The organism is Nocardia sp. NPDC005998 (assembly GCF_040614395.1).
Lineage (GTDB): Bacteria > Actinomycetota > Actinomycetes > Mycobacteriales > Mycobacteriaceae > Nocardia.
The window spans coordinates 376,182-388,736 of the sequence record NZ_JBEXUI010000002.1 but is presented as its reverse complement, the minus strand read 5'-3'; the positions used below and the strand labels follow the sequence as shown (position 1 = coordinate 388,736).

11 protein-coding genes are annotated in these 12,555 nt (G+C 66.1%); 1 reads left to right on the top strand and 10 read right to left on the bottom strand.

Translation table 11 applies throughout. The features are described from left to right. Positions 1–11 precede the first annotated feature (11 nt). Positions 12–1,658: an AMP-binding protein gene (locus ABZ293_RS05345; protein WP_355177480.1), complete on the bottom strand. Its 1,647-nt coding sequence runs from the start codon at positions 1,656–1,658 to the stop codon at positions 12–14. Then, complete coding sequence (locus tag ABZ293_RS05340; protein ID WP_355177478.1) at positions 1,658–3,442, bottom strand: AMP-binding protein; 1,785 nt, start codon at positions 3,440–3,442, stop codon at positions 1,658–1,660. The genes ABZ293_RS05345 and ABZ293_RS05340 overlap by 1 nt, the downstream gene beginning before the upstream one ends. Before the next feature lie 96 nt (positions 3,443–3,538). On the opposite strand from ABZ293_RS05340, the gene ABZ293_RS05335 reads away from it, so the two are divergent. Next, entirely contained in the window at positions 3,539–4,393 is an 855-nt protein-coding gene (locus ABZ293_RS05335; RefSeq protein ID WP_355177476.1) for a LuxR C-terminal-related transcriptional regulator, read from the top strand. Between the two features lie 889 nt (positions 4,394–5,282). On the opposite strand, the gene trmD is transcribed toward ABZ293_RS05335, so the two are convergent. The 8 genes from trmD to ffh form a co-directional block, all read right to left on the bottom strand. After that, positions 5,283–5,975 carry a tRNA (guanosine(37)-N1)-methyltransferase TrmD gene (gene trmD / locus ABZ293_RS05330; RefSeq protein WP_355177474.1) on the bottom strand — a complete coding sequence of 231 codons (693 nt, stop codon included), beginning with the start codon at positions 5,973–5,975 and terminating at the stop codon, positions 5,283–5,285. Between the two features lie 63 nt (positions 5,976–6,038). After that, positions 6,039–6,563 carry a ribosome maturation factor RimM gene (gene rimM, locus ABZ293_RS05325; protein ID WP_355177472.1) on the bottom strand — a complete coding sequence of 175 codons (525 nt, stop codon included), beginning with the start codon at positions 6,561–6,563 and terminating at the stop codon, positions 6,039–6,041. Next, positions 6,564–6,806, bottom strand: coding sequence for an RNA-binding protein (locus ABZ293_RS05320; protein WP_327101130.1), 243 nt, complete (start codon positions 6,804–6,806; stop codon positions 6,564–6,566). It lies immediately after the preceding gene. After that, positions 6,806–7,231 carry a 30S ribosomal protein S16 gene (gene rpsP, locus ABZ293_RS05315; protein ID WP_355177470.1) on the bottom strand — a complete coding sequence of 142 codons (426 nt, stop codon included), beginning with the start codon at positions 7,229–7,231 and terminating at the stop codon, positions 6,806–6,808. The genes ABZ293_RS05320 and rpsP overlap by 1 nt, the downstream gene beginning before the upstream one ends. 377 nt (positions 7,232–7,608) lie before the next feature. Beyond that, positions 7,609–8,187, bottom strand: a complete 579-nt coding sequence (locus ABZ293_RS05310) for a Uma2 family endonuclease (protein ID WP_355177468.1) — start codon at positions 8,185–8,187, stop codon at positions 7,609–7,611. Positions 8,188–8,475: 288 nt separating this feature from the next. Continuing rightward, positions 8,476–9,459 carry an LLM class F420-dependent oxidoreductase gene (locus ABZ293_RS05305; protein ID WP_355177466.1) on the bottom strand — a complete coding sequence of 328 codons (984 nt, stop codon included), beginning with the start codon at positions 9,457–9,459 and terminating at the stop codon, positions 8,476–8,478. Positions 9,460–9,595: 136 nt separating this feature from the next. Beyond that, positions 9,596–10,690 carry an amidohydrolase family protein gene (locus ABZ293_RS05300; protein ID WP_355177464.1) on the bottom strand — a complete coding sequence of 365 codons (1,095 nt, stop codon included), beginning with the start codon at positions 10,688–10,690 and terminating at the stop codon, positions 9,596–9,598. A 248-nt stretch (positions 10,691–10,938) separates the two neighbouring features. Beyond that, complete coding sequence (gene ffh / locus ABZ293_RS05295) at positions 10,939–12,501, bottom strand: signal recognition particle protein (RefSeq protein ID WP_355177462.1); 1,563 nt, start codon at positions 12,499–12,501, stop codon at positions 10,939–10,941. Positions 12,502–12,555 lie beyond the last annotated feature (54 nt).

Here is a 12,555-nt window from a genome sequence, read left to right as displayed (position 1 = left end):
TACGCGCGAAATCAGCGGTCGCTCGGTGTGCGCGCGTCCGAAGAGGCGAGCATTGCCGCAGCCAGCTCACGCATTTCAGCCTTACGGATCTTGCCCGTGACAGTCATCGGGAACTCCTCCACGACGTGCACATAGCGCGGGATCTTGAAGTGCGCGAGCTTGCCGGTGCAGAACGCGCGGACCGCGTCGGCGTCCAATGGTGTTGTGCCGTCCTTCATTCGGATCCAGACCATCAGCTCTTCGCCGTATTTCGGGTCGGGGACGCCGACCACCTGAGCGTCGAGGATGTCCGGATGGGTGTAGAGGAATTCCTCGATCTCGCGCGGGTAGATATTCTCGCCGCCGCGGATCACCATGTCCTTGATCCGGCCGGTAATCGCCAGGTATCCGTCGTCGTCCATGATGCCGATATCGCCGGTATGCATCCAGCGGGCGGCGTCGATGGCCTCGGCGGTCTTCTCCGGTTCGGACCAGTAGCCGAGCATCACCGAATAGCCGCGGGTGCACAGTTCGCCGGGCACACCGCGCGGCACCGTCAAACCTGTTGCGGGGTCGATGATTTTGACCTCCAGATGCGGTCCGACCCGGCCGACGGTCGCGGTGCGGCGGTCGATGCTGTCATCGCGGCGGGTCTGTGTCGAAACCGGGGAGGTTTCGGTCATGCCGTAACAGATGCACACCTCGCTCATCCCCATGCGATCGATCACGCGCTTCATGACCTCGACCGGGCAGGGTGATCCGGCCATGATGCCGGTGCGCAGACTGGACAGGTCGACATCGGTGCCCGAATCCAGTTCCGTGAGCATCGCGATGAACATGGTCGGCACACCGTAGAGCGAGGAGCACCGCTCCGCCGCGACCGCGTCCAAGGTCACGACCGGATCGAACGAGGGTGCCGGAATCACCACGGCCGCACCATGACTGGTGCTGGCCAGATTGCCCATGACCATCCCGAAGCAGTGATAGAACGGCACCGGCACACAGATCCGGTCCTGTTCGGTGTAGCCGCAGAGTTCGCCGACGAAGTAGCCGTTGTTGAGGATGTTGTGGTGACTGAGCGTCGCCCCCTTGGGGAAGCCTGTTGTGCCGGAGGTGTATTGGATATTGATGGGGTCGTCCATGGACAGGGTCGCGGCGATCGCCGCAAGTCGCTCGGCATCAATATCGGTCCGCGCCACCGCATCCCATTCGGGAGTGCCGAACACCAGCACCTGCTCCAGACCCGGACATGCCGGGCGAACCTGCTCGATCATGGCAACATAGTTCGAGATCTTGAACTCCGGCGCGGCGATCAGCAGACGCACTCCGGCCTGGCGCAGTACATATTCCAGTTCGCTGGTGCGGTAGGCGGGGTTGATATTGACCAGGATCGCACCGAGTTTCGCGGTGGCGTACTGGGTGAGGAACCACTCCGCGCAATTCGGCGCCCAGATGCCCACACGGTCGCCCTTGCCGATGCCACGCGCCGAAAGCCCGGTCGCGAGTGCGTCGATCGCAGCCGCGAGTTCGCGATAGGTCCAGCGACGACCGGTTGGACAGTCCACCAGCGCTTCCCGGTCCGCATAGGCGGCGGCCATGCGATCGAAGTCGTCGCCGATAGTGTCGCCGAGCAGCGGAGCTTCCGCGGTGCCGGAGGCGTAACTCGGGAGAGCGGACATCACCGAACCCCCTGCTGCCGCAGGATGAACCGCTGCACCTTGCCACTGGGCGTCTTGGGCAGTGCGTCCACGAAATGCACCTTGCGTGGATAGGCGTGCGCGGCGAATTTTCGTTTCACCAGGGCCTGCAATTCGGCCTCGAGTTCGGCGTTGCCCTCGAATCCGTTGCGCAGCACCACGAAGGCCTCCAGCACCTCGCCGCGCAGTTCGTCGGGCATGCCGACCACGGCGGCCTCGACCACCCGCTCGTCCAGTACCAACACGCTCTCGACCTCGAACGGGCCGATGCGGTATCCGGCCATGATGATGACATCGTCGTCGCGGGCCGAGAAGTGGAAGAAGCCATCCGCATCCTGTGATCCGGCATCACCGGTCAGATACCAGCGGCCGTCGGCGGTGTAGCGCTGCGCGGTGCGTTCCGGAGCGTCGAGATAGCCGAGGAACCACAGCAGGGGGCTGCGTTCGGTATCGATGGCGACCCGGCCCAACTCGCCGATCGGCGCTTCGACATCGGCAACGTCGGCGAGCACCGCACAATGCCAACCCGGCATCGTGCGCCCCATCGAGCCCGCTGGCGCGTCCACCCGCAGCGCATCGTGCCAGGAATTGCAGATGAGCATGCCGTGTTCGGTCTGCCCGTAGTGGTCGCGAACCGCGCCGCCGAGGGTATCGATCGACCAGGTCACCACATCCGGGGTCAGTGGTTCGCCCGCCGATGAGGCCCGCCGCAGCCGGAGACCGGATGGGGCAGCGGCGCCATCGGCGCGCAAGGCGCGGTAGACCGTCGGCGCGGCGGTGAAATTGGTGACGCCGAACCGTTCGAGTACCTGCCAGGTCAGCGGTGCGGAAAATGCGGCGTGCAGCAGCAGACTGCGGATACCGGAGGCCAGCGGGCTCAGGATCGCCCAGTACAGGCCGTACGCCCAACCCGGGTCGGCGGCGTTCCAGTAGACGTCGTCGGCGCGGACGTCGAGCGAGAACTCCTGGTACGCATGAAATGCCGCGAGCGCACGCACCGGAATCGGCACGCCCTTCGGGGTGCCCGTTGTGCCGCTGGTGAACAGCTGAACCAGCAGCCCATCGCCACCGACGGTTGCGGCAGCGGCTCGCGGGTCGTCAGCGGAATGCTGCGCGAGCAAATCCGCGAACCTCAGCGGTGTCGCCGCCCGTACCTCGCCGGCGCGGCCCGCAATAGGCGTCTGCTCCTCGGCGATATGCCCCGGGACTGTCGCAGTGGCACTCTCGGCAGCCGAACTCGCTATCGGCATTTCGGCCGAGTCCTTGGCTGCGCCGGTCGCTGATGTGCGACCGGTCGTCCGACCATCCCCCGCGATGATGACCCGCCACGTCGGCTCGGCCGGGATGTCCTCACCGGGGACGAGTTTGCTCGCCTGATCCGCGTCCGCGATGACGAGCGAGGCACGGCTGGCCTCGAGGCGGAAGGCGATGGCAGGCGGGGCGAACGCGGTGAACAGCGGGACGTGCACCGCGCCGCGGCGCCAGATGCCGAGCAGCGCCACCACCAGATCCGCGGACTTCGACATCAGTGTGGCGACGCGGTCACCCGGTTCAATGCCGAGGTCAGCGAGGGCGGCGGCAAAACGCTGGGAGCGTTCGCGCAGCTCACCGTAGGTGAGGTCCGTTGCGGTCAGATCGGGGTCGACGATGGTGAACGCGACCCGGTCGGCGGGATGCCGGTCGCACAGCAGATCCGCCGCGCTGGCGTCGGGTCCGTCGTAGGTCTCCAGTAACTCGCGCACGCGCGCGCTCAGGTCCGCAGTCATCTCGCCTCTCCTCATCGGTGATCCAGGCCACCCCGATGTCCAATAGGATGTGGGTCACATCACGTCCGGCACTACCCCCGAAAAGGGGTGAGTCTTTTGACCCACACCAGCGCCCTGCTGCGCCCGCGCGACGGCGACGCGCTGCGCTCCGAGATCCGCTGGGTGGCGACCAAGGCGGGCGTGCCGGTGGTATTCGGCGGCGAGGTGCACGATGACGCATTGCTGCTCACCGAATTCGTCGGCACCCTTACCAACGGTCTGCGCGGACTCACTGTGCTGCGCACCTCCGGACTCGGCGGCCGGGTCATGGATATGCGTCGCCCGGCCTCGGTCGCCGACTACCGCAATGCCTCCTCGATCACCCACCACTACGACGGCCCGGTCTTCGGTGAACGCATCCGATCGGTCGTCGCGGTCCCCGTAGTGGTCGACAATCGCTCGCGCGCGGTGCTCTACGCCGCCAACCGCGGCGGCACACCGCTCGGCGACCGCACCGCTGATCTGGTTGTCGAGGCCAGCCGCCGCCTGGCCACCGAGATCACCATTCGCGACGAGGTCGACCGCCGCCTGCGCCTGTTGGAGATGACGCCCCCCGCGCCCGATACCGCACCCGCCATCGCCGAAGAACTCCGCGATATCAGCGCCGAACTCCGCGGCGCGGCGCGCTCGGCCGCGGATGAACAGCTCCGCGAACGCCTGCACTCGATCTGCGAACGCCTCACCCGGGTCCTGGTCGGCGACCCACCGCCGGACGCCCCACGCCTATCCCGCCGCGAATTGGATGTGCTCTCCCAGATCGCCCTCGGCTGCACCAATCAGGAAGCCGCCCAACGCCTTTCCCTCGGCACCGAGACCGTCAAGAGCTACCTGCGCAACGCGATGACCAAACTCGACGCGCACTCGCGCCACGAGGCCGTGGTCACCGCCCGCCGCCACGGTTTGCTGCCCTGACGGACCGCTTTCGGCGCACGCAATGATCACGGCGTGAAATTCTCGGGGTGGATATCGATTGACATCGGCACGCGTGCACCGCTTATCGCGCGGTTGCGTGGCGGGCTCGCGGCCGGGCCGATGGCGGCTTCGGTGCATGCGGGTCCGATACGCCGGAACACCAAGGGCCGACCTCGTCGGGCACTCCGGCGGTGAACCTGTCGGGAATCAAGCCGTTGGATATCGGGCCGCATGACGCGGTCGGCACCAGGGCAACGATCACCGATGGCCGATTGACCGGTATTGACCCACCTTCCGGCAAACAGAAGTGGGTGGCAACGGCCCAGCCTGCGGCCCGACAGCAAGCACATCTCGATGCTTGACAAGGGCCGTGGGCTGTTGGTCGGTTGGCAGGGCGATTCGGCTCGATGCCCGTCGATTTCCAGAGCACCCTGCTGAAGTCGGCACCGTGGGGCGCACTGATCCCCAGCAAGAACGGCACCTTCGCCATCATCCCGACGGCGTGGCGGCCGCAATGCGATGTGGTCAACGTCCGCCGGTGCAAACCCCTTCGGGGGTGTACTGGCAGGGACGCTCGTCGCGTCCTTTGTACTGCCCATGGTTGCTGCTGAGGGCGCGCTGCCCCTCGCGACCGGAGTCCCGATCATGCGTATCTCGATCCGCGGCCGCTCCGACTACGACGAGTTCTGGCGTACCAAGATCAGATACGACCAGCATCGCGCCACCGATGAGAGTTGAGGCCATCACTCGACGCACCGTCCCGAGCCCAGCTGCTGTCCGCACAGTCACCTACCCGTCAGTCAATGTACCGTTAGTTAACGATATATTCATCGACGGGTTGATATCTGTTCATTCGGGTGCGACACGCAGATGAGCGCCGCGGCGAAGCTCAGCCGTCGTCCTGGTCGGCGAGCAGATCCGGACGCCGTTCGCGGGTCCGAGCCAGCGACTGTTCACGTCGCCATGCGGCGACCTTGGCGTGATCTCCGGACAGCAGGATCGGCGGAACATCCAGACCGCGCCAGGAGACCGGGCGGGTGTAGCTAGGACCTTCGAGCAGTCCATCGGAGAACGAATCCTCTTGGTGGGATTGCTGATTGCCGAGCACGCCGGGGAGCAGGCGGACCACCGCCTCGGCCATGACCAGGACCGCGGCCTCGCCGCCGATGAGGACATAGTCGCCGATGCTGACCTCCTCGACGCGAACCCGACGGGCGGCATCGTCGAAGACGCGTTGATCGATGCCTTCGTAACGGCCGCAGGCAAATACGAGGTGCTCCTCGCTCGCCCAGCGTTGGGCGGTGGCCTGGGTAAAGGGCACACCGGCGGGCGTGGGCACCACGAGCAGCGCGTCATCGGGGCATACCTCGTCGAGGGCGTCGCCCCAGACGGTCGGCTTCATGACCATGCCCGGCCCGCCGCCGTATGGCGAGTCGTCCACGGATTTGTGCACGTCATGGGTCCAGCGACGCAGATCGTGCACGTCGAGCGAGATCAGCCCCTTGTCGATCGCCTTGCCCAGCAACGCCGTTCGCAGCGGCTCCAGATACTCCGGAAAGATCGTGACGACATCGAGTTTCATGCTGCCCCCTGCTTCTGGCGGGAGATACCTATTGATCGCACCCATCGACGTGGGCACACGCCGCTACTCGGGATCGAGCAGGCCTTCGGGCGGATCGATGACGACGAGGTGATCGGCCAGCGAGACGGTCGGCACGATGGCCGTGACGAACGGAATCAGAATCTCCCGGCCGTCATCCGCGGCACGGACCGAAAGCAGTTCACCAGCGGCCGAATGCAGTACCTCGGTGACCTCGCCGACGACGGTGCCATCGGTGAGCTGGACGGTCAGGCCCTCCAACTCGTGGTCGTAATACTCGTCCGGATCCTCCGACGGCGGCAGATCCGCGCTGTCCACGACGAATAGCGTGCCGCGCAGCGCATCGGCGGCGGTGCGATCGGAGACCCCGACCAGCTGCACGAGAAGTCGGCCCGAATGCTCTCGGGCCGACTCCACGGTGAACTCACGGACTTCGTTGGACCGCGCCGCCCGACCGCGCAGCCGCACACCGGGTGCGAAGCGCGCGTCGGGATCATCGGTGCGTACCTCGACGACCAGTTCGCCGCGCACACCGTGCGATTTGGCGACCCGGCCTACGACGAGTTCCATCTAGGCGTCGGTATCGACCACGTCGACCCGGATGCCCCGGCCGCCGATACCGGCAACGAGGGTGCGCAGCGCGGTCGCGGTACGACCGCCGCGACCGATCACCTTGCCCAGGTCCTCGGGATTGACGTGCACCTCGACGGTGCGTCCGCGGCGGCCGGTGATCAGCTCGACCCGGACGTCATCCGGATTGGCGACAATGCCACGGACCAGGTGTTCCACGGCATCGGCCACGACAGCGGACATTACTCGGCAGCCTCGGTCTCGGCGGCCTCGTCCTTCTTGGCGGCCTTCTTCTTGGGGGTGACGGCCTCGGCGACCGGCTCGTTATCGGCGGCGGCGAGCGCGGCGTTGAACAGGTCCAGCTTGGACGGCTTCGGAGCCTTCACCTTCAGGGTGCCCTCGGCGCCCGGCAGGCCCTTGAACTTCTGCCAGTCGCCGGTGATCTCCAGCAGGCGCTGCACGGCCTCGGTCGGCTGCGCGCCGACACCCAGCCAGTACTGCACGCGCTCGGAGTTGATCTCGATCAGCGACGGCTCTTCCTTCGGGTGGTACTTGCCGACGTTCTCGATGGCGCGGCCGTCACGACGGGTGCGGGCGTCGGCGATGACCACGCGGTACTGCGGGTTGCGGATCTTGCCGAGGCGGGTGAGCTTGATGCGAACAGCCATGTGCTGATCTGCCTTTCAGTGGTTGGTCACGGCACAATTCAGCGACCCGCACGGTCTGCGAGCCCGGTTTTGCGCTTGGAGTGTGTGACCGCCGCGCGGTACGTAACCGGAGACGGGCTGACACTTGTCCAGGAGGACGGTGGTCCATTCTGCCAGACCGGCCACCCTCCCCTGAAATCGCGATGTCAGGAAGCGATCGGCCCGGCGAGATTGCCCCGAGGCCGCCGCTCGACTCGGCGGCGACGCGGCCCTGGAATTGATCGCGCCCGGTCTGGTGCGAGCCATTGTCGGCAGCATCCGCATTGTCGTCAGCGGTATCGCACACCTGTTCAGTCGACGGCCGAGCCGCACCGCGCGCAGCTGCGGGCGGCCACGGCTCAGCGCAGGTCCGCAGTGTTTACGGTGACCGAAACGGGTCCTGGGGCAACGACCGCTTCGCCCGCCGCAGCGTATACCTCCTGACGGTATCCGCTCTCACCGAGCCGATAGCCCCAGAAGCGCGCTGGCTTGTCCTCGGGCAGTTCCACAATCCACAGGTAAGGGACCCGCGCGGCCGCGTATCCGGCGATCTTCGTATCGCGCTCATCGCGGCTACTGCCGGGAGACCACACCTCCACGGCAAGCACCAAGTCCTCCGGCGCGAAGCTGGTGTGGTTGATGTCCACATTCACCACAGCGATATCTGGAATGACACCGGTGCGGAAGGCCGTACTGATCCGTACGGCTACTGCAGGCAGAACATGCAAATCCGTCCGCCCCGCAGTCCGCAACGCATCGCGCAGCAGAATCGCCAACTCCAACGACGCATACTGATGCGGACCGCCGGGCACTGGCGTCAGGTAGAGGTACCCCAGGATGAGTTCGAGTCGAGAGCCATCGGACGGCTGCACTTCAGCCAGCCAGTCTTCCACAGTCGTTGGCCCCAAGGGATGAATCATCGCAACCTCGGCGCTCATCGTCATATCCCGTCCGATCTCCGCCGCCTGCGACCACCAATACGAGCATCACCATGCAACTTCGTGTGGTCCACTGTAACCCGGCCACCGTTGCCACTGGTGATATCGCAGCCCCGGCCGATCAGTGTGGCACTCGCTGATTCACGGGCTGGGCGCCGTTGCGGCGACTGCTTTCACGAACCCGCGTCGACAGCCGATGGTGGCGGACACCGGCCCGAGTGCCCGAGCTCGAGCAGCATCCGCGGGATCCCGCTGAGTCCAGACCCGACCTCTCGGGCCGACACCGCCCTAGCGAACCAGTGGCGCGAGCGTGCGTCCCGCGAGATCGACAGCACCCGGTTCGTGACCGGTGGTCACCATATTGACGATGAGGCCCTGGACACCATTGTCGAGCACCCGGGTCTGCAGTTGCTCGGCGACTTCGGCTGGGGTGCCGACGAATTGGCGGTCGGCGATGGTCTGCTTGCGTTCGTCCTCGGAGAGGGTGGACAGGTCGACGCCGATGCCGCGCAGCATATCCTGCTGTTGTTTGCGCGCACGGTCGCCGTCTTCATCGATCATCAGGAAGCAGAGGAAGCTGACTTCCAAAGTCGCCGGGTCGCGACCGATTTCGGCGCAACGCTGGTGCAGCGCCGCCATCTTGCGCGGGAGTTCGGAGGCGTTGGCGACGATATTGATGTGATCGGCGAAGCGGGCCGCAAGCGCGAAGGTCTTCTTCTCGCCGCCACCACCGAGCAGGATCGGCAGATCGTTGCGCAGCCGAGGCTCGTTCATGGCGTTATCGGTGTGGTACCACTTGCCGTCGAAGGTCGAATGTTCGCCGCGCAGCATCGGTGTGATGATCTGCAGGGCCTCGTCGAGGCGCTGGAATCGTTCGGTAAAGGTGCCGAATTCGAAGCCGTAGGACTGGTGCTCGAGTTCGAACCAGCCCGCGCCGATACCGAGTACGGCCCGGCCGCCACTCACCAGATCGAGGGTGGTTACGGTCTTGGCCAGCAGTGCGGGATTGCGGTAGGTGTTGCCGGTTACCAACGCCGACAACTGAACTCGTTCGGTGGACGCGGCGATGCCGGACAGCGCGGTGTACGCCTCCAGCATCGGATCGCTCGGTTCACCGAGACCGGGCAACTGGTAGAAGTGGTCCATTACGAAGACGGTGTCGAAGCCAGCGGCTTCGGCCTCCCTGGCCTGCGCCACCACAGTCGGAAACAGTTCGCTGACGGGCCGGCCATAGCTGAAGTTGGGCATCTGATAGCCGAGGCGAATAGTCACGGACCCGACCATACGCGCCCGCCGCCGCGAGTTCCGGTTCTTGCTCGTATCAACCCGCTGACCTGGGCAGCAACACGTCCGGACCGGCCGTCACGCGAGGTGTCCGACAGAACGCCCACCCGGCACGCGGCAGAGGTCACCGGTGGCCGGTGACCGGGTTGCGGCGCTTGACGACCCGGCCCCGCAGGACGACGTACTGGGGATCGGTGAGCGCGGCCGGGCTGATACGTGGATCCTCCCGGTAGACAACGAAATCCGCCGGTGCACCAGCTTCGATGCCCGGTCGGCCCAACCAGCTGCGGGCATTCCAGGAGGCGGCGCCGAGCGCATCGTGTTCGGACAGCCCGGCCCCGGACAGCGCGGCGATCTCGTCGGCGATACGGCCGTGCCGGATGGAGCCGCCGGCATCCGTGCCCGCGAAAATCGGCACGCCCGCATCGTGCGCATTGGCGACCGTGCGGCGCACCCGCGCATGCAGATCACGCATATGCGCGGCGTAAATGGGGAATTTGCCTGCACTGGAGGCAATTTCGGGGAAGGTGTCGATATTGATGAGGGTCGGCACCAGTGCGGTGCCGTGTTCGACCATCATCTCGATGGTGTCATCGGTGAGGCCGGTGCCGTGCTCGATGCAGTCGATACCCGCATTGATCAGCCCCGGCAATGCGTCCTCGCCGAAGACGTGCGCCGTCACCCGCGCGCCATTGGCATGCGCGGCGTCGATCGCCTCCTTCAGGATCGCATCGCTCCACAACGGCCGCAGATCGCCCACCGACCGGTCGATCCAGTCCCCGACTATCTTCACCCAGCCATCGCCGAAACGAGCCTGCTCGGCGACGATATCCGGCAGATCGCGCTCATCGTCGAGTTCGATGCCGAGTTCGCGGATATAGCGCCGCGGTCGCGCGATATGGCGGCCAGCGCGGATGATCCGCGGCAGTTCCTCGTGCTCGTCGATGAAGCGCGTGTCGATCGGTGAACCCGCGTCGCGCAGCAGTAGTGCGCCCGCATCCCGCTCGGTTTCGGCCTGTGCGATCGCCCCGGCCCGCTCCTCGTGTCCCCCGCCGTACCGGATCCCGACGTGACAGTGCGCATCGACCAGCCCCGGCACGATCCACCCCGCGTCGCAGAGGGTTTCGGCCCCCGCGACCGGCTCGAACGACACCACACCGTCGCGCACCCACAGGTCACGCACCTCGGCATCAGGGAGAATCACACCTCGCAGATGCACAAGCAACCTCCTCGCCGTCGTCGGCCGCCTCCAACCTAGTGCCGACACCCATTGACGGTCACCCCGTCCGCCCACACAACGTTTCAGTCGGCACAGAACGCGTTGGCATCCGTGCCGTGCTTCTGCGCGCCGGGCACCTGGCCGTGCCGGACCAATTCATCGCCGCAGACCGCGCGCAAGTCCGGTGCCGAGCCGCGCCCAGCACGACCTGTCCGGTGCCGCAACAACATTGGCTGCGGACCGGAGTGCTACTTCTTGGGGAAGTTCAGCTTCGAGATATCGAAACCTTCGAGCCCGGGCGGCAACTGGTCCAATCCGGCGGGCATACCGGACAGATCGGGCATACCGGCAGGCATGCCCGGCATGCCCGGCATCCCCGGGAAGCCACCGCGCACCTTCGGCGGCGTCGGCCCGCGGCCACCCTTCTTGCCCTTCTTGCCCTTCTTCGCATTGGCCCGCCGCGCCCCGGGCAGGCCCATCTGGCGGCCCATCATGGTCATCATCTTCTTGGCCTCGAAGAACCGGTCCACCAGCTGATTGACCTCGGACACCTGGACGCCGGAGCCATTGGCGATGCGCAGGCGGCGGGACGCGTTGATGATCTTCGGGTTCGCGCGTTCGGCCGGGGTCATGCCGCGAATGATCGCCTGCACCCGATCGAGCTGCTTATCGTCGACCTGGGCGAGCACATCCTTCATCTGACCCGCACCGGGCAGCATGCCGAGCAGATTTCCGATGGGCCCCATCTTGCGGATGGCGAGCATCTGATCGAGGAAGTCCTCGAGCGTCATCTCGCCGCTGCCGATCTTGCGGGCGGCTTCTTCGGCCTGCTGCTGGTCGTAGACCTGTTCGGCCTGTTCGATCAGGCTGAGCACATCACCCATGCCGAGGATGCGCGAGGCCATCCGGTCCGGATGGAAGACATCGAAGTCCTCGAGCTTCTCACCGGTCGAGGCGAACATGATCGGCGCGCCGGTCACATTGCGGACCGACAGCGCCGCGCCACCGCGGGCGTCACCATCGAGCTTGGTGAGCACCACGCCGGTGAAGCCGACGCCGTCACGGAAGGCCTCGGCGGTGTTGACCGCGTCCTGGCCGATCATGGCGTCGAGCACGAACAGCGTCTCGTCCGGTTGCACGGCATCGCGAATGCCAGCGGCCTGTGCCATCAACTCGGCGTCGATGCCGAGGCGACCGGCGGTATCGACGATGACCACGTCGTACTGCTTGCTGCGGGCTTCGGCGACACCGGCCTCGGCCACCGCGACCGGATCGGCCGCCGAGATGCCGAGCGGATTCTCGCCGCCACCGACGGACGTGCCGGGATGCGGTGCGAAAACGGGCACGCCCGCACGCTCACCGACGACCTGGAGCTGGGTGACCGCGCCGGGGCGCTGCAGGTCGCAGGCCACCAGCAATGGCTGATGTCCCTGCCCCTTCAGCAATTTCGCGAGTTTGCCCGCCAGGGTCGTCTTACCGGAACCCTGCAGACCGGCGAGCATGATCACCGTCGGCGGGTTCTTGGCCAGCGTCAGCCTGCGGGTTTCACCACCGAGGATGCCGACGAGTTCCTCATTGACGATCTTGACGACCTGCTGGGCCGGATTGAGGGCGGCCGAAACCTCGGCGCCCTTGGCCCGCTCCTTGATCTTCGCGATGAAACCGCGCACCACGGGCAGCGCGACGTCGGCCTCGAGCAGGGCGAGACGGATCTCGCGACAGGTGGCGTCGATGTCGGCCGGTGACAGACGCCCCTTACCGCGAAGATCCTTGAGGGCACCGGTAAGCCGGTCGGACAGGGATTCGAACACCGATCGCGCTCCTGATCTCGTGGGACGTCACTTGGTATCCCAGGGTAATGGGAC